Source organism: Acinetobacter sp. YH12063, from assembly GCF_013419715.1.
GTDB lineage: Bacteria > Pseudomonadota > Gammaproteobacteria > Pseudomonadales > Moraxellaceae > Acinetobacter > Acinetobacter amyesii.
Genome location: NZ_VOZO01000001.1, coordinates 448661 through 466517 on the forward strand (window position 1 = coordinate 448661; position 17857 = coordinate 466517).

Annotated in this window: 13 protein-coding genes; 7 read left to right on the forward strand and 6 right to left on the reverse strand. The window is 41.6% G+C overall.

Going from position 1 to position 17857, the window contains the following annotated elements; genetic code table 11:
- Nucleotides 1-167 precede the first annotated feature (167 nt).
- The gene (gene blaOXA, locus FTU12_RS02135) at nt 168-1019 is read right to left on the reverse strand and encodes a class D beta-lactamase (protein ID WP_373684130.1); all 852 of its coding nucleotides are present in this window, start codon (nt 1017-1019) and stop codon (nt 168-170) included.
- A gap of 202 nt (nt 1020-1221) precedes the next feature.
- Here blaOXA and FTU12_RS02140 point away from each other — a divergent pair, with 202 nt between their 5' ends.
- Nucleotides 1222-2031, forward strand: coding sequence for a toxin-antitoxin system YwqK family antitoxin (locus FTU12_RS02140; protein ID WP_180113648.1), 810 nt, complete (start codon nt 1222-1224; stop codon nt 2029-2031).
- A gap of 41 nt (nt 2032-2072) precedes the next feature.
- Here FTU12_RS02140 and FTU12_RS02145 read toward each other — a convergent pair whose 3' ends face one another.
- Nucleotides 2073-3779, reverse strand: a complete 1707-nt coding sequence (locus FTU12_RS02145) for a diguanylate cyclase (RefSeq protein ID WP_180113649.1) — start codon at nt 3777-3779, stop codon at nt 2073-2075.
- A 1097-nt stretch (nt 3780-4876) separates the two neighbouring features.
- Between FTU12_RS02145 and omp33-36 the strand changes: the two genes are divergently transcribed.
- A complete protein-coding gene (omp33-36, locus tag FTU12_RS02150) occupies nt 4877-5758 on the forward strand; it encodes a porin Omp33-36 (RefSeq protein WP_180101633.1) in 882 nt (293 codons plus the stop codon).
- A gap of 59 nt (nt 5759-5817) precedes the next feature.
- Here the strand turns inward: omp33-36 and FTU12_RS02155 are convergent, their stop codons facing one another.
- Nucleotides 5818-6513, reverse strand: a complete 696-nt coding sequence (locus FTU12_RS02155; protein ID WP_180008803.1) for an ion channel — start codon at nt 6511-6513, stop codon at nt 5818-5820.
- Nucleotides 6514-6765: 252 nt separating this feature from the next.
- Here FTU12_RS02155 and FTU12_RS02160 point away from each other — a divergent pair, with 252 nt between their 5' ends.
- Nucleotides 6766-7140: a hypothetical protein gene (locus FTU12_RS02160; RefSeq protein WP_180113650.1), complete on the forward strand. Its 375-nt coding sequence runs from the start codon at nt 6766-6768 to the stop codon at nt 7138-7140.
- A gap of 89 nt (nt 7141-7229) precedes the next feature.
- Here the strand turns inward: FTU12_RS02160 and FTU12_RS02165 are convergent, their stop codons facing one another.
- The gene (locus FTU12_RS02165; protein ID WP_180113651.1) at nt 7230-8945 is read right to left on the reverse strand and encodes a cation acetate symporter; all 1716 of its coding nucleotides are present in this window, start codon (nt 8943-8945) and stop codon (nt 7230-7232) included.
- A gap of 1 nt (nt 8946) precedes the next feature.
- Nucleotides 8947-9279 (reverse strand): DUF485 domain-containing protein, encoded by a 333-nt coding sequence (locus tag FTU12_RS02170; protein ID WP_078190540.1) that lies wholly within the window; start codon nt 9277-9279, stop codon nt 8947-8949.
- A gap of 181 nt (nt 9280-9460) precedes the next feature.
- Between FTU12_RS02170 and FTU12_RS02175 the strand changes: the two genes are divergently transcribed.
- Together FTU12_RS02175 and FTU12_RS02180 are read left to right on the forward strand one after the other, a co-directional pair.
- On the forward strand, nt 9461-12949 hold the full coding sequence (locus tag FTU12_RS02175; RefSeq protein WP_180113652.1) for a PAS domain-containing hybrid sensor histidine kinase/response regulator: 3489 nt from the start codon (nt 9461-9463) through the stop codon (nt 12947-12949).
- Between the two features lie 447 nt (nt 12950-13396).
- Complete coding sequence (locus FTU12_RS02180; protein ID WP_171525947.1) at nt 13397-14146, forward strand: hypothetical protein; 750 nt, start codon at nt 13397-13399, stop codon at nt 14144-14146.
- Nucleotides 14147-14572: 426 nt separating this feature from the next.
- On the opposite strand, the gene FTU12_RS02185 is transcribed toward FTU12_RS02180, so the two are convergent.
- A complete protein-coding gene (locus FTU12_RS02185; RefSeq protein WP_078190543.1) occupies nt 14573-15223 on the reverse strand; it encodes a response regulator transcription factor in 651 nt (216 codons plus the stop codon).
- A 374-nt stretch (nt 15224-15597) separates the two neighbouring features.
- On the opposite strand from FTU12_RS02185, the gene msuE reads away from it, so the two are divergent.
- Nucleotides 15598-16329 (forward strand): FMN reductase, encoded by a 732-nt coding sequence (msuE, locus tag FTU12_RS02190; RefSeq protein WP_180113653.1) that lies wholly within the window; start codon nt 15598-15600, stop codon nt 16327-16329.
- A 39-nt stretch (nt 16330-16368) separates the two neighbouring features.
- Complete coding sequence (gene sfnG / locus FTU12_RS02195; protein WP_180113654.1) at nt 16369-17475, forward strand: dimethylsulfone monooxygenase SfnG; 1107 nt, start codon at nt 16369-16371, stop codon at nt 17473-17475.
- Nucleotides 17476-17857 lie beyond the last annotated feature (382 nt).

Below are 17857 nucleotides of genomic sequence, written 5' to 3' on the forward strand. Positions count from 1 at the left end.
AAATTCGTGCCATCCTTTTATACATTCTACTCGAACCGTTCGGACGTACCTTCAACCAAACAAAAGCATTTTGCCTACTTTTGTGCTTTCAAAAGTAGCAACGTCCTACACAATGGAAACTCAACCCCAATGCAAAGCGAGGACATGCAAACTTAAAACTCAAAAAATTAACGTAAATAATGAAACACACCCAACTTATCCAACACATCCAACGTCAACTGCTTACGCTCTGCCACATCATCCCCTGCTGCCATCTGCATATTCAAACTAAACGACATGATCTTGCCATGACCATCATCCACCCAACCGGTATACCAACCGACTTGAGGTTCCACATCCATGCCCCAACCGCTCTTGGCATACAACTTTGCATCACCACGACTTTCAATATAAAGCATGTCTTTGACTTGCTTTTGTACCGCGACATCAAACGGTAATTTCTCTGTCGCAAGCTGATACGCAAATTTGACTTCTTGTTCAGGCGTAATCTTTAACGGCCCAACCAACCAAAAATTATCTACCTGTTTGCCAATATTGGCATTGCCAAAACCGACCCGTTTGACTTCTTGTTGCATTAACGCCAAGCCTATTCGCCTTGCCAGTTCCTGATATACAGGAACTGCAGATGCTTGCATGGCTTCACCCAAAGTCAGGTCTTTTTCCCATGACGGGAAAGCACGTTTTTCACCTTTCCATTTAAAAACTTCAGTGGTTGTCGCCTTCTGATGCTGCAAACCAATTAAAGCATTTAACATTTTAAAGGTAGAGGCAGGAATGTATTCGGTGTGGGCGCGCTGTAAGTCATTGCCATAATGACTTAAACGCTGACCATCAAATGTGACAAATACTGCCTGTGTTTGTGCTTGATTAAATAAAGACGGAATCTCACTCACCCGTGAATTTTCTAAATTGGCTTGAGTGGTTTGTTTTAAGTGTTGAGATGAATCCAACATGCCTTCATTTGTTGTACATGCTGACAAACCCAGGACAGTCATCAACGGTAGATATATTTTTTTCATTGCACTATTTTTATGGCGTTTAAAGTCCACAGTATAAGATGAAGTTCAGACCTGAATTGTGTACTTTTCAACAGTCTTGTATCTGTTCCAAACTTAGCTTAACCACTATTTATTTTTAAACAAAACATCCTTATGATGACGCCTATCGTGGACTCAACAACCAATAATTTTTAATTTTTTAAAATATAAAAGCATACTAACAATGAATAAATTTATCTTAAGTTTCAGCCTCTTATTATGTCCGATATATAGCTTTGCCGATGGCTATCTAAACGAATACATGGTGCTGTTTGTCTCACAAGAAGACCCCGATCTTAGCCCATGGAAAGATAAGCTGCAGTGTAAAGCCCTCAGCACCCCGACACCACACAATGGGATCTTTGAAAATCAATATGTCTATGCCAATGGCAATGCCCTGACCACCATCTTTCTGAGTAATAGCAAAATTAAAAATGGTGAATGTGAACATCTCATTCACTTTCCAGATGGTATTCAAGGCTCAGGCGTATTTGAAAGTTTCTTCCCCAACGGCAAACCCCGTAGCCGCATTGCTTATAAAAATGGGGAGTACGAGGGCAAACTTGAGTTTTGGTTTGCCAATGGGATAAAAGAGCAAGAAAGTAGCATCATCAATGGTGAGTCGCAGGGGGATTACAAAATTTGGCATCCGAATGGCCAACTGGCTTTTTCTCAAAATTATAAAAATGGGATCGAAAATGGCCTGCGCCAACGCTGGTACAGTAATGGTAAACCGTGGACCTATGCCAATTTTCAAAACAATAAATTGATTGGCGAGCTGAAAATGTGGTTTGAAAACGGCAAACTAGAACGCCAAGGTTATTATCGTAATGGCGTTCGTCATAACAGTTATAAAATTTGGTATGACAATGGGCAACCTGAAGCGGTGCTTCAGTACGATTTAGGCAAAATTACCCAAGCCCAGTGTTGGAATGTAGATGGTAGTCAAATGAACCAACAAGCCTGCAATAAATTATATAAAGATGAAGATTAATTCATTTGTCTGGCTAACTTTATGAATCTGCCAAGCTGCATTTAGACTGAAACACGATCACGCCCCGCAGCTTTGGCTTTAAACAATGCTTGGTCTGCTCGCTCTAATAAATCGATCCAGTTTTCGGCCCCCACTGCCACTCCAATACTCACCGTCACGATGAGATCTGCTTCGTCCTCTGCCAAATTAAAATTCACATTCTGAATATCGTGCCGTATAGTTTCGGCAATGTGTTGGGCTTTGAGCATATTAATCCCCTCGATCAGGACTAAAAACTCATCTCCTCCATATCGCACCACCAAGTCGGATGAACGAATATGTTTTCGTAATTGATTGGCAACATGTTGAATCACCAAATCGCCGACAATATGCCCATAGCGGTCATTCACCTGTTTAAAGTGATCAATATCAATCACGATCAGTGCTGTATGTAAAAAGCCTGAATTTTGGCTGTCGCGAAATTTAATATATTCATCTAAGGCAAAACGATTGGCGACATTGGTGAGTGAGTCAGTATTGGCAATATGTTTAAGCTGAAATTCAAAGGCATCACGCTGTTCCAACATGTTTTCAATATGCTGAATGGCATCAAATAAACTGAGATAACCTACTTTGGCAGGTTCAATCACGCCTTGATCCATTTGTCGGTGCCGAGCCAGTTTAAATAACTGATTACGAGCACGAATTAAAGGTTCAAACACCCATTTCTTGGCATAGAACATCGTTAATAATGCAGTCAGTAATGACACGAGCGAGACAAAAAGCGTGAAAATCAATTTATTTCGCGCTTCACGTTGTTCATCCGCAGCTACTTTGAGACTGTAATCTAAAATATAACTTTGCAATTCCACCACTGTGACAAATTTATTGACCATTGCATCAGTGAGCTGGGTGCCATCCATGTGATAACGCTGATGTTGAAGACTTTTTTGAGCCAAACCATCAATAATTGGCAAACCTTTATCTAAAAATTCCGTTCGTACCGCATGATGTAACTGTTTAAACTCGGGTGTTTTGTCATGTTCGGACTGCACGACATTGATCAATTCCCATAGATAGCGTGTTTGACGCTGGGTTTGTAAACTCCGCGCTAAATTTTGCTCTGGAATTTCCTGTTGAAATGATACCGCAGCCATAATATTTGATGCGACTCGTCCCGCCTGATCACGTAATTCTGCCAGTAATAAAATCAGCGTGTAATAATTCGATACACGGGTATCTTTACCATGTGAATGATTGACCAATTTCTGCATGGCAATATAGCTTTGATCCCAAGCTTGGAACATCGCCAAAATGGCATGATCCAATTTTTTAGCTTCACGCTGTTGTGTCGGCAGCGCAATATATTGATCGACCGTTTTGCGACCCTGCAACAAATATGGATATAAATTGGACTCTAACTGCTGGGCGATCGGTGCAAAGCCCGTTTCTTTTAAAACTTTCAGTGTATCTTGATATTGCCGATCAACGCCTTGACGATATTCAGCCAACTCAATAATTTTTTGCTCGCGCTGTTCACCTTGACTCGACATTGCACTGTTAGCTGGCGCACGTTCACGAGAAATTTGGTTGGTTAAATCTGCCACCATTTTTAGCATCTGAATTTCTTTCAGCGCTTGAGCATTTTTGAGGTAGTTTTGATAACTGCTCACAATCAGTGGAACACTAATAAATACGATAGACAAGACGATTACTAGCATCGCAAGTTGCAAGCGCTTACTAATATGCTCTGTTCGTAATGTTTCCATCTATTTTATGCCCCACACTTGTTGCATACCCCAACCCACTTATCAACTAAACGCGGGAATATTTAAATTAATGATCAATAATTTATTAATTTATAAAATGAACATTTATACAGCTAAATTCTATACAAATGTGTTGAATCTGTCACATTTTTATCATTTTAAAACGAGATAATTTGCTAAAAAACAGCAACATATTTGAAAGGAATAAATTTTTTTATGAACTTGCTTAAATAAATATTTACAATTGCAATAAATTGGTGCAGAATGCACCGTATTAGGGCACACTAAATTTCTTCCTCAGCAGAATATTTTAGTTTCCCGAAAATTTTGGCTAAAAAATCCTGATTTTCCTTGAAAATCAGGATTTTTTTTGTCTATATCACTTTAATTGAAAGATAAATAGAATTATTAACGCACCATAAAAGTGCATTTATTTCTACGAGATATTTGCTCTATATTTTATCTTTAATATAAAGTTGCATTTTTGAATAAAAAAAAGCCCAACCTTGGGGAAAGCTGGGCGAATAAAAAACAATAATGGAGAATCAGGGTCAAAGTCACACTTTTAAACCGTGTGACGACTCGATTGGCAAATTATGAATCAAATAAAACCTGATGTAAAGCCAAGTATTTCACTAGGATATTAAAAATATCACAAAGACACATATTTAAGTGACATATCCCTCAAACTTAAAACAAAAATGTCTATTTAATATACAAATAAGTGGTTTTAGCCCAACAATTCAGCAGTCAAAGTCCCGATTTATTACCTCAAATGCGTGAAAAGCGTTAGAATTTACCCACTACAATAAATGTTATTTTAAATTAAGATAACAATAATAATTGTTATTTTAGATTGAAAAGTTGTGTATTTTTTCAAGTGTATTTTTTTAATTAAGAATTTAATCAAACTTACTTAATTGTTCTCAATGATTTTTTTTCAGTGACTTATTAGTTAGAGTAAAAACTGAATTTCTTATTATGAAATAAAGATCTGAGTCAGAGACTGAATAATAACCTTTAGGATCATTGACTTAATATATTGTTACAATACAATGCTCAATGTTTAATCCATTTGTAACAACTGGTAGAAAATCATGAAAAAACTCGGTTTAGCCACTGCTTTATTATTAGCCATGACCGGTGCTCAAGCTTACCAATTTGAAGTTCAAGGCCAAGCAGAATACATCGACACAACTGCAAATGACAAAGATTTCATTGGTGGTGTTCAAGGTACTTACTACTTCAAAAATGTTGACTCTACAAAAGGTCCTTTAGCAGAAGCTGCATTCTTAAACCAAGCTTCTAACGTAGCTGTTGCTTACAACTACGGCGAAGTTGGTTCACAAGGTGTTGACGTAATTGCTCATAACTTTGGTGCTAAAGCTGAAGCTTATGTTCCAACTAAAGTTGTTCCTGTATATGCAAGCGCGTCTTACAGCCACACTATTTTAGATTCTAAAAACCAAGCATCTAAAGTATTAGAAGACAACGGCGACCGTTATGCATTAGAAGTTGGTGCGCTTCCAACTCAAAACTTCTTAGTTGCTGTTGGTTACACTAGCGTTGCTGACCAAGCTGCTGTTGACGCGTTCAACGTTATGGGTAACGGTGTTGCTAAAGCTGTTGCTGAAGCTACAACTATTGGCCAAGACCAAGACGCTATCACTGCACGTGCTAAATATGTTGGCGCAATCGACGACACTAACATGGCAATTGGTTTCGAATCAGGCATAATCTACGGTGATGACACTGCTTACCAATTCAAAACTGATCTTTTCGTAACTCCTAAATTAAGCGTTGGTGCTTCTTACGCTGAATCTAGCTTTGCTGGTACTCCAGACTCAGCTTGGGGCGCGAACGTAAACTACTTCATCACTCCTGCTGTTGCAGTTGGCGCTAGCTATGTAAATGCTAATGCTGAAGAAGTTGCGCTTGACACTCAAACTGTTGGCGTAAACGCTAAATTCCGTTTCTAATTCATATTAGATACTGAATACCAAAAAGGACGCATTTGCGTCCTTTTTTTATTCTGCCATTATTTGTCTTTGGGCTCATGGCGTTCCGGTAAATGGGCAATATATTGCAAAGCAATTAAGCGTGAAACGATGAGAGCCAAATACATCACCCCACAGAACATTTGAAGCATCGCCAACACCCGTGCAGGCGCGCTCACTGGCATGAGATCTGACAAACCCGTGGCAGACTGCAAACTAAAACTTAAAAATAATAAATCTAACCACGACTGCATACCCGGCTCTGCAGGATTCACAAAACTATCCGGATAAATCAGCTGACAAATACTATAGAGAAAAGCAAAACCCCATGCGATGAGGGTAAATACTGCCCCTGCTGCAAAAAGTTCATCTTTGGTTAAATAGCGATCGGCAAACATATAGCGTAATAAGCCATAGGCTGCACTAAAATATGCGCATGCTTCAAAACCATGCGCAATAATTTGAATATTGGGATGATTTACACCGAGCATAATCAAAGTAGAAAACAATACGGCGCAGCCAACAAAACTCAGTCCTAAAATCGTAAACATTGGAGTTTGGCGAATCACTTTGGCAATGATCAATAGTACCGACACCCCAAGTACCCAAATTAGCGCACGAAAAGACAGACTTTCTCGGGTAATCGCGGTTAAAACCAAGATCAGAAACTGCACCAGTAACAGCCATGCTGAGGGTAAAAGTCTAAAACTTTTCCAAAAATCCACGAATCCTTGCATTATGTTCAATCTCTATATTTTTATCATGCGCTGAAATGATCGATCTGAAGCATCATCAACTGATTGATTTTAAATTAGCACGAAGTGAGTTTTTGATACTGCAAAGATTTGTTGAGCGTGACCTGAAAAACATCACATATGCCTACTGTTCTGCCTCAATTTTTTGATCACCCTTGAAACTCAAAAAGCCTATTGTAAGTTTCAGTTTTCAGGCGCACATTTAAAGAAATCTCCTGCGTGGTAGATTTCATTATGAAAAAACATCTCGTATTTGCGCCCCTCTGTCTGCTCATGCTCGCTGCCTGTACACAAGACAGTCCACTCCTCAAAGGCCATGAAAATTATGTGGGGACTTGGCAAAACAACCACAGTGAATTATTGATCAAATCGTCGGGCGAAGTGACGTATTACCATCAAGAACATACTGAAAAAAGTATTGCCAACCAAACCTTCAGTGGTGCTGAACAGTCGCGAATAAAAGCCCATTTGAGCAGTTTTGGTGATCAGAGCTTTAGCATCGGTCAGGATAATTTCTCTCAACAATTCACCATTCAGCGCTCGCCTTATCAAGATGATCAAGGCCATTGGAAAATGTCGATCAATGGAGAAAATTATACACGCAAATAAGACAGTGATTTGTCCATGATCCACTGCTTCATATAATTTATTCAGATATAAAAAAAGCCCCTTGTTAGGGGCTTTTTAGGCTATTCAGATTAGTGATCTGAAGCACCTGAGATACCAATACCAGTTTGTGAACGTACATACTGTGCATCAAATGCTTTACGTTCTGCTTGCGCACGTGCTGAATTATCAGTCACAGAGAACAACCAGCAGCAGATGAATGCCAATGGCATTGCAAAGATTGCAGGACCATTGAATGGGTTAACTGGTGTTTCAGAGATTGCAAATGTATCTACCCAAACTGCTTTAGATAATACAATTAGAATCACCGCAGTTGCTAGACCAACCACACCACCAATCACCGCACCACGCGTTGTTAAACCTTTCCAGAACATCGACAATACAAGCACTGGGAAGTTTGCACACGCTGCTACAGAGAATGCTAAACCTACCATGAATGCAACGTTTTGTTTCTCGAACAAGATACCTAAAATCATCGCGAAGATCGCAAGACCTAAAGTCGCGATTTTAGACATACGAAGTTCAGATTCTGGCGTTGTTTGACCTTTCTTGAATACGTTTGCATACAAGTCGTGAGAGATTGCCGATGCACCTGACAATGTTAGACCTGCAACTACTGCAAGAATCGTTGCGAATGCTACCGCTGAAATGAAGCCCATGAACAAGTCACCGCCCAATGCATCAGATAAATGCACCGCAGCCATGTTGTTACCACCAACAAGCTCTAGCTTGCCAGTTACCGCCATTTTCGCTACATCAAGGAATTGTGGGTTGTTTGAAACATAAAGGATCGCACCAAAACCAATGATGAAAGTTAAAAGGTAGAAATAACCAATGAAACCTGTTGCCACAACTACTGATTTACGCGCTTCTTTCGCATCTTTTACTGTGAAGAAACGCATTAAAATGTGTGGCAGACCTGCTGTACCGAACATTAATGCAAGACCGAGAGAGATCGCATCAATTGGGTTTGCAGCCAATTTACCAGGCCCCATAATGTTTGCAGCTTCAGTTAAAGATACATCATGCACCTTCGAGAAAACTTGGATCGATTGAGAGAACATTTCAGAGAAGCTGAAGCCCACGCCTTTCATGACCATGAATGCCATGAAAGTTGCGCCAGAAAGTAGCATCACTGCTTTAATGATCTGTACCCAAGTTGTTGCCAACATACCACCGAAGATTACATACGCCATCATCAGTAGACCAACGATCACAACCGCAATGTTGTAGTTTAGACCGAATAGTAGTTTGATCAACTGACCTGCACCCACCATCTGTGCAATCAAGTAGAACGCGACAACCACAAGCGAGCTGACTGCTGCAAGTGTACGTACAGGTTTCTCAGCCAGACGGAATGACACCACGTCAGATAAGTTAAACTTACCTAAGTTACGCAGACGTTCAGCCACCAAGAACAGTACGATTGGCCAACCCACCATAAAGCCCAATGAATACAGCAAGCCGTCAAAGCCTGAACTGAATACCATTGCGGAAATACCGAGGAACGATGCTGCTGACATGTAGTCACCGGCAATCGCTAAACCATTTTGGAAACCCGAAATACCACCACCGGCAGTATAGAAGTCTGCAGTGTTCGTGGTTTGCTTCGCTGCCCATTTGGTAATAAACAAGGTCAAGCCAACAAAGATTGCGAACATGATAATCGCATGCCAGTTGGTTGCTTGTTGCTGTGCTTCACCTAAATCTGGTCCTGCCATTGCCATGCTTGACATGAGCAGAGCGGGAGCCGCCAGTGCTGTTGCTTTCAATGAATTCCATTTCATCTTAGTGAAGTCCTTTTTCTTGAGTAATTGCTTCTACTTCACGCATTGCTTCTTCGTTTAATGCATCTAATTTATTATTTGCAATGTACGAATACACACCACAGAGCAGGAATGACAATACAATAATGCTCAAACCTAATGGCATACCAATCGTGGTTACACCACCACTCACGGATTGCATCAAGAACTCTTTGTTATAGCCCACAAGTAGCATGAAGCCGACATAGACCACCAACATGATGATCGTCAAAGTCCAGCTCAACTTACTTTTACGGCTAACCATTTCCTTAAATTTTGGATTCTGTAGAATTTGTTCTACCTGTCTCTCATCCATAATGTTCTCCTTACGCCGAACCTTGGCGCGCAATTTTCTAATTCGAATTATTTCGAAGCTAAACTTACCAATGTTCCTTATCTCTTGTAATTTAGACTTTGGTCGTTAAATTTTGAGCAATAACCTCCCTAAGCCTATGGATGCGTTATCATTAAGCGAGAATTAATATGCTGCAGACTCTATGAATAGTTGGCTTATCGTCGGGGTATTGGCCCTTTACATCGCATTACTCTTTGTATGTGCATTCTTTGGTGAAAAGCATGCCAGCAGGCTCAGTACTCGCGGCAGAATGCTTCTCTTTAGTCTAACTTTAGGGGTTTACTGTTCATCTTGGACGTTTTATGGCGCAACAGGTGCCGCGGTTCGTGAGGGCATTATTTTCCTGCCGATCTATCTAGGACCGCTGCTATTTGTTGCGCTCGGCTATGATATTTGGCGACGTTTAGGCCGTGTCCGTCAGCATCATGCCATTTCATCGATTGCCGACTTTGTAGCAGCACGATATGGTAAAAGTGGCCCCTTAGCGTCATTAGTCACGATCCTTGCCGTGATTGCCATTATTCCCTATTTAGCCTTGCAACTACGTGCAATTGCCCTAAGTGCAACGGTCATTTTAGAACCGACCGCTGGTCTGACCGGCACCACCAATAGTGTGCTGTTTTTGACTGGTGTATTGGCGATTTTGGCCATGATGTTTGGGACACGACAGATTGCCAATACTGAACAGCACGGCGGCTTAATGTTGGCTGTGGCATTTGAGTCTTTCGTCAAACTGTTTGCACTACTTGCAGTCGCATTTTTCTTTGTTTTTGAATCACCTGAAAACATGGCGCAAATCAGCCATGACATCAATACCACCTTTAAAGATGTCCAGCTCAAAGGTGTGCCAGAAAGCTTTTGGATTCAAACTTTATTGGCTGCATTAGCGATTATTTGTCTACCACGTCAGTTCCATGTCGCGGTGGTTGAACTGCGAGATGAAAAGCATATCCGTGGTGCTCGTCGTTGGTTTGCCATTTATCTGATTTTAACTATTATCGCGATCATCCCGATTGCCAGTTGGGCGCTGCATGCAGCACCGGCTTACTTGGCAATACCCGATGTTGCCGTGCTCTCACTGCCTTTAAGTTATAACCAAGACTGGTTGACTTTACTTGCCTTTCTCGGCGGGTTTTCAGCTTCGACAGGTATGCTGTTGGTGTCTTCAGTGGCTTTGTCGATTATGCTCAGTAATGACTTGATCATGCCTGCACTGTGGCGTACACGTTTATTGTCACGCCACGATAAGCGCCTACCACTCGTACTGAAATTCACACGTCGTGTGTGTATTTTAGCGGTCATGTTATTGGGCTTCTTGTTTTTCCATTTCTTCAATGACATTGACCAATTATCGGTATTTGGATTATTAGCCTTCAGTGCTGTAGCACAGTTTGCACCGGCGTTAATTGGTGGTTTGTATTGGCGTGGCGGAAGTAAGCAAGGCGTGTATGCAGGACTGTTGGTCGGTTTTGGCATGTGGGCTTATACCCTGTTATTACCAACCGTATTGCGTAGCCTACCTGAACAATTTAAAACATTTACCGAAAATCTTTTAAGTCAGGGACCGCTAGGCTTGAGTTGGTTACGTCCTGAAGCACTGTTAGGGTTTGAATCTTTTGATCCCCTTACCCATGGCGTGGTTTGGGCACTGGGTTTAAATATCACCCTCTATATTTGGATTTCCCGCGTCTTCCGTCCAAGTGTTGCCGAGCAAATTCAGGCCGAAAGTTTCTTTTATTATGAAACCAAGCCCCTTCCTACTCAAAGTACATCAAACGACATCAGCTATATTCATCATGATGTGGCACGCTTAAAAGTAGGTGATTTGATTACTTTGGCAAAACGCATTACCGGTGAAGGTCCAACTATGCGCGCCTTCAACCAATTCTGCGCACAAAACAATGTCGTTTTGAATGAAAATAGCAGCGCCAACGGCATGTGGTGGCGTTTTACCGAACAGTATCTTGCCGGCACCATCGGTGCGGCATCTGCCCGTACCTTACTCACCACAGCCATGGTCAATAATGGTTTAGCACTCGGTCAGGTCGCCAATATTCTTGACCAAGCCTCACAGTGGCAGCGCTTTAACCAAAACCTGATCATGACCATGATCGACCATATGACTCAAGGTGTGTCCGTGGTTGATGAAAATATGTGTTTGGTGGCATGGAACAATCAATACCTCAAACTGTTTGATTATCCAAAAGACATTGTCTATGTCGGTTGCCCAATTTCAGACTTGATTCGTTATAACGCTGAACGCGGCGAATGTGGCCCTGGTTCAGTCGAAGAACATGTGCGTAAACGTATGCATTGGATGCAAGTCGGCAGCGCACACGAATTTGAACGAATTCGTAAAGATGGTCGTGTAATTCAGATGCGCGGGAACCCGATCGAAGGCGGTGGTTTCGTCACGACCTTTGCCGATATTACTGCATTCCGTGAAAATGAAGCCTTGCTTGAAGGGCGTGTACAAGACCGTACCCAACAGTTGGCAGATGCCCTGTCCGAACAACAATTGGCACGTGAGCAAGCCGATAAAGCCAATATGTCGAAAAGCCGCTTCATTGCTGCTGCAAGCCATGACTTATTGCAACCGATGCATGCTGCTCGCCTGTTTAGTACCGCCCTCGAGCAAAGCGTACAAAATGACGATGATCGTAAAACGCTTCAGCAACTAGATCGTGCGCTGCATGGTGCGGAAAGTATGCTCTCTGCCCTCTTGGATATCGCACGACTCGAAGGTGGAACCATTCAACCAAAACGTCAGCCTTATCCGCTGCATGACTTACTCAGCGATCTTGAACTGCAATTTAAATCGATTGCGGCACAGCGTAATATCAAACTGACCGTACATGATGCTCAGTTCTGGATTGACACCGACCCACAGTGGATTCGTCGTATTATTCAAAACTTCGTCAGCAATGCCCTACGCTATACGGCGCGTGGTCGTGTTGTGGTGGGTGTGCTACGTTCAGCACGTCCAGGACATATTCGTATTGGCGTTTGGGATACAGGTCCAGGGATCGCGGAAGAACAGCGCATTAAGTTGTTCCAAGAGTTCGAACGCTGTGGACATACCTCTCCTTGGGGCGAACAGGGCCTGGGCTTAGGTTTAGCCATCGTGCAACGCATGACCAGCCTACTCGACTACCCAGTGCATGTGTTCTCAGAACTTGGTCATGGTTCGTGTTTTATGATTGAAGTGCCTGTGGTCGCTGCGCCAAAAGTGGTCGCTGCACCGACTCAAGCGGTTCCGCTGAAGACCAAAGCCTATAAGATTCTGTGCTTAGACAATGATGAAACCATTTTGGAAGGGATGTCGACCTTACTGACCAAATGGGGCTATCAAGTCTTTAAGGCCACTGAACCTGAACAGGCCATGGAGTTGATTCAACAAGAAAATATTCAAGTTTGGTTGGTTGACCAACACTTGAATAACAACAAGATCGGTCTCGACTTTATTTTAGATAACCGTCAGGAAAATGTCCCTGTGGCGCTGATTACCGCAGATTCTGATCCTGAACTACCGCAACGTCTAAAAGAGTTAAACATCGTCTTACTGAAAAAACCATTGAAACCGGCTTCACTGCGTTCATGGTTATCTGGTTTAAAAATTTCAAATCAGTAGCGTTGTTACAGGACATCGCTCTGTAAAAAATAGCCCATTTCAGTCACATGAAATGGGCTTTTGTTTACCTTGCTCTTACTTAAACTTACCTAACTGGCAAAAAATTTGGCCTCTGCGGCAAGATCATTCAAAATAGCCCCGACATTTCGTCTATTCATTAGCCATAAATATCAAATTTAGATTGCCTATGGCAAAAGATATCGAATGCGTGAGTGAACACTTGTACACTTAGTTACAATTAAAAATCTATTTGATTTAAATCAGATTCTTATAACCAAAAATAAAAACTAAAACTTTAGTCGTATATTTAGCTGTCGCCGTTCGTTTTAAAAATATTCATAAGAAGTTGATCAGTTTCAAGCCAATTCAAGAAGCATCATAACTCAACACTTGAGAAGCTGATCTCCCCCGCATATTAGGAGTGATCTTGTGAATATTTCAGAAACAATGCCGCATGGTTTTGATCAAAATCTACAGTTTCATCGTCAGTATGGTGCCAATGCCATTTTGCCAGAGATCGATTGGCGTCAGCTATTTAAGTTCAGCAAATTAAGTGATGTGCAAGTCGAAGCGCTGGAAACGCTCTATCGCAGTGCCGTTCCTCTCGCGTTACAAGTGTTTGATGAACTGAATTTTGATGTCTTTGCGCCGAATGCCTACAAACCTCAAGGCCTTGGCTTATTCGATCGACTGGCAGAGCAAGAAGACCTACTGCTGCAAAATTTAGAAGCAGAATCCAATGGCTTGGGTTTGGACACCCGTCATCAGATTTGGAGCATGCTACTGCGTGGTGGTGCGGTTTTGGTGTTTAAAGCGTGGCTCGGTAAAGTCAAAACCGATAAAAACCAGCTGGATAAAACACAGTTTGATGAATTATCTGATTTACTATTTATTAAAACAGCGCCATTTGAATTGGCACAACGTTTGAATGTCGATGCCAACTCCAAGCAAGACCATATCTTCCTGATGTATGACAATGATGTTTATCTGGATCGTTTTAACAGCTTAGAAACTGCAGCCCTATTTGTGGATTTGGGTGTTTATGATGCGGCTTTCCTGAGTTTACGTGATGACCGTGTCGCGGATTATCTCAAAGCGCGCGGCTATGTGTCCGATGAACAAATTGATGAATTACAATGTGCGCTCAACCCTTTGTACTGTACCGATCTGACGCCTAAGCAAGACTATATTGCTTAAGTTATTGTTGAAGTTGTTTATATAAGGTATTAACTGATGTTACGCAGTAACATCAGAAGCACAATTTGATTCAAATAAAAGAACGATACGCGGTAACGTCATCCGCAAGTGTTTGAGACAGGACGACTTCTAATCACAAATGTTTTTGCGATACTTTGAATAATTTGGCGCAAGTGAACGAGTTTTGCGGATGACAATGGTTTTGGGTACTTTTGCCGAAACAAAAGTACCTCCAGCCGAAGGCTGATCCCTTTATTTAATCCCTAGATGTAAGACTCCGTCGAACTGACTTAAAAATCATTTTAAAAATGCGAAATTACTTTTAGGTGCGTAATATCAGTTATTGGTTTAATTCGCATTGTTCTATCGCTTAAACAGCATAAAAAAAGACCTCCACGATGGAGGTCTTTTTTTTGGAAAAAATCCTTAGATTTTCTTTTCTTCAATATTCAATGCATTAATTGCCAATACAGCTTGAGTTCGGTTTTGTACGCCTAACTTACGGAAAATCGCCGTTACATGCGCTTTAATAGTTGCTTCAGATACATCTAACTCATAGGCAATTTGCTTATTCAACAAACCTTCCGCCACCATCATTAACACACGGAATTGTTGCGGTGTTAAAGACTGAATACGTTCTGCCAATGCTGTTTCATCTGCAGCACGTGGGTCAAAGTTCATGTTGGCAGGTAAATTTGGTGGTAACCAAATCTCGCCTTCTAAGACTTGACGAATCGCTTCACCAATGTGGCTTGGATGCGCAGATTTTGGAATATAACCCATCGCGCCATGTGCAATCGCACGTTGGATAATCGACGCTTCTTCATGCGCAGAGACCACAATGATTGGAATCGATGGATATTGTGCGCGAATATGCACCAAGGCAGAAAAGCCTGAAGCACCTGGCAAGTTTAAATCCAATAACACAAGATCAGGCTCAGGGCCATTTTCAAGACGTTCATAGCATTCATTGACTGCTGCAGTCTCATGAATTTGCGCCTGAGGCAAACTATAACGAACCGCCTGAATTAAAGCATGACGAAACAGCGGGTGATCATCAACGATTAAAATATTCATAAGCAACGTGAGAGATCTTGTGCACAATGACCCTATTCTAACCACACATGCTATGTGAAGGATATGCAAGAACTTATTTTTTTGCATTTAAAATGTAGATTTTCACCTAAAATGCGTCTTTTTTCACATTTTCTATAAATCTTTAAATCTAATCATATTTTCATATAAATTTTATCAACACAGTAAAAATGCTTATATCTAAGCATTATATGTTGAAATATCAACAGTTTAAAATTCGAAATTTCACGAATCTTGTGATTTTTCCAATATATCTAAAAATCAGATAACTTTTCTGATTTTCGTTATTTTACAGTGATCCACCCATCGGGATTAATAAAAGGCATTCCGAGAAACCACACTTTTAGGTTTAAAAAATGTCTCAAGTTAATCTACAAAAACCCCTGAATATTGTTGCTGTGTCAGGTGGTCTAAACAATCCATCTAAAACTGAAGCTTTGGTACAAGCCATTGTTGATGAGCTCGGTGATGCGACTCCAATCAATGTGCATTTTATTAAGTTTAGTGAAATTGGCAATTTATTAGGTGGCACGATTTACCGTAACCAATTGCCGCAACGTGTACAAGATGACCTTGCTGCCGTTGAAGCTGCTGATGCACTGATTGTTGGAACACCAGTTTACCGTGCTTCATTTACAGGCCTGTTTAAACACTTCTTTGACTTTGTCGAACAAACTGCCTTGGTGGATGTACCTGTCTTGCTTGCAGCTTCGGGTGGTTCTGAACGCCATGCTTTAGTGCTTGAACATCAACTGCGTCCATTGTTCAGTTTCTTTCAAGCGCAAACATTACCAATCGGAGTCTATGCAACAGATCGTGATTTCACCCCTGAATACACCATTCATAGTGAATTACTCCGTGACCGCATTACTTTAGCTGTAGCACGTGCGCTGCCGATTTTGGAATGGGCTCCAGCCAAAGGTCAGCGTGCTGAAGTGGTGAAAGCCAAGTCTCAACAAGCCAACCAAAACTTGGGCATTAATAAGCAAATCGAGCAAGAAGAAGTCCTTCCTTCTGCAGCTGTTCCAAGTTTGGATGCCGCTGAAGCTCGACTGCATAGTAAAAAGCCAAAAACGCAAGTGGCCTAAACACCACAGCTTAACAATTCGATCCCGAGGGTTTGCAAAATGTCAGTACAAGAAAAAAACATTACATTTGCGTATTGGGTACCAAACGTCAGTGGTGGTTTGGTGGTCAGTAATATTGAACAGCGTACCGATTGGAGCTACGACTATAACGTGCGTTTGGCACAAGCTGCAGAAAAAAGTGGCTTTGATTATGCGCTGACTCAAATTCGTTTTACCGCAGGCTATAACGCGGAAAATCAACATGAATCGGTTAGTTTCAGTCATGGTATTTTGGCCAAAACCGAAAAGCTCAAAGTCATTGCAGCGATTTTACCTGGCCCTTGGAAACCAGCTCTGGCTGCGAAACAATTGGCGACCATCGATCATCTTACCAATGGCCGTATTGCAATCAATGTTGTAAGTGGTTGGTTCCGTGGAGAGTTTGATGCGATTGGTGAAGAATGGTCCGAACATGATCAACGCTATGCGCGCTCTGAAGAGTTCATTCGTAGCTTAAAAGGCGTGTGGACGCAGGATAACTTTAGTTTTGATGGTAAATACTATCAATTTAAAGACTACACCCTATCTCCAAAACCTGTGCAAAAACCGCATATCGAAATCTTCCAAGGTGGCAGTTCACGTGCAGCACGTGACATGGCATCCCGTGTTTCCGATTGGTACTTCACCAACGGCAATACTCCTGCTGAGTTGAAAAAGCAGATCGATGATATTCGTGAAAAAGCCAAAGCCAACAACCATCAGGTCAAAATCGGGGTGAATGCCTTCATCATTGCCCGAGATACGGAGGAAGAAGCCCAAGCGGTGCTTCAAGCTATTATCGACAATGCCAATACCGAAGCGGTCAATGCTTTTGGCGATGCAACTCGTGAAGCAGGTGCATCCACCAAAGAGGGCGAAGGTAACTGGGCAAAATCAACTTTTGAAGATTTGGTTCAATATAACGACGGCTTTAAAACCACTCTGATTGGCACACCACAACAAATTGCTGAACGTATTGTGGAACTCAAAAGTGTAGGCGTCGATTTGGTACTCTCAGGTTTTCTTCACTTCATTGAAGAAGTGGAATACTTTGGCGAAAAAGTGTTGCCACTGGTTCGTGAACTGGAAGCTCAACAGCAGCAAGTTGTGCAGGCTAAATCAGCATAATTGTTGATGCAGTCACAGCTCATAAAATCAGCATAATAATCACAATCGGCTCACTTCACTTTCCTCCCCTAAGGCTCGGCTTAGGGGATTTTTTATCTCGAGTCCCATTTAAAGATATGCTTTGATTCTAGAAAATGAGCTAACCTATAGACAAAGAAAAAGCCCGACATCCTGTCGGGCTTTTTCTATATGGATACTTAAGCATGACTCCTGTCTTGCTTCACAGTCCTGATGGTGAACACTTTGTTATTGTTTTATGTTCCGGAACGTCCTGTTCCTGTATAAGTTAATCTTAGGTAAAATTTAAAAGCGCGCATAGCGTCTAAAAACTTCGTTGCTTGTACGCTTAAGCTGACAGGATTGTGCGCAATCGGTTAAGTTA

Excerpts from the sequence above, each read along its gene's own strand:
- blaOXA (WP_373684130.1), bottom strand. The coding sequence starts at position 1,019 with ATGAAAAAAATATATCTACCGTTGATGACTGTCCTGGGTTTGTCAGCA.
- FTU12_RS02140 (WP_180113648.1), top strand. The coding sequence starts at position 1,222 with ATGAATAAATTTATCTTAAGTTTCAGCCTCTTATTATGTCCGATATAT.
- FTU12_RS02145 (WP_180113649.1), bottom strand. The coding sequence starts at position 3,779 with ATGGAAACATTACGAACAGAGCATATTAGTAAGCGCTTGCAACTTGCG.
- omp33-36 (WP_180101633.1), top strand. The coding sequence starts at position 4,877 with ATGAAAAAACTCGGTTTAGCCACTGCTTTATTATTAGCCATGACCGGT.
- FTU12_RS02155 (WP_180008803.1), bottom strand. The coding sequence starts at position 6,513 with ATGCAAGGATTCGTGGATTTTTGGAAAAGTTTTAGACTTTTACCCTCA.
- FTU12_RS02160 (WP_180113650.1), top strand. The coding sequence starts at position 6,766 with ATGAAAAAACATCTCGTATTTGCGCCCCTCTGTCTGCTCATGCTCGCT.
- FTU12_RS02165 (WP_180113651.1), bottom strand. The coding sequence starts at position 8,945 with ATGAAATGGAATTCATTGAAAGCAACAGCACTGGCGGCTCCCGCTCTG.
- FTU12_RS02170 (WP_078190540.1), bottom strand. The coding sequence starts at position 9,279 with ATGGATGAGAGACAGGTAGAACAAATTCTACAGAATCCAAAATTTAAG.
- FTU12_RS02175 (WP_180113652.1), top strand. The coding sequence starts at position 9,461 with ATGAATAGTTGGCTTATCGTCGGGGTATTGGCCCTTTACATCGCATTA.
- FTU12_RS02180 (WP_171525947.1), top strand. The coding sequence starts at position 13,397 with ATGCCGCATGGTTTTGATCAAAATCTACAGTTTCATCGTCAGTATGGT.
- FTU12_RS02185 (WP_078190543.1), bottom strand. The coding sequence starts at position 15,223 with ATGAATATTTTAATCGTTGATGATCACCCGCTGTTTCGTCATGCTTTA.
- msuE (WP_180113653.1), top strand. The coding sequence starts at position 15,598 with ATGTCTCAAGTTAATCTACAAAAACCCCTGAATATTGTTGCTGTGTCA.
- sfnG (WP_180113654.1), top strand. The coding sequence starts at position 16,369 with ATGTCAGTACAAGAAAAAAACATTACATTTGCGTATTGGGTACCAAAC.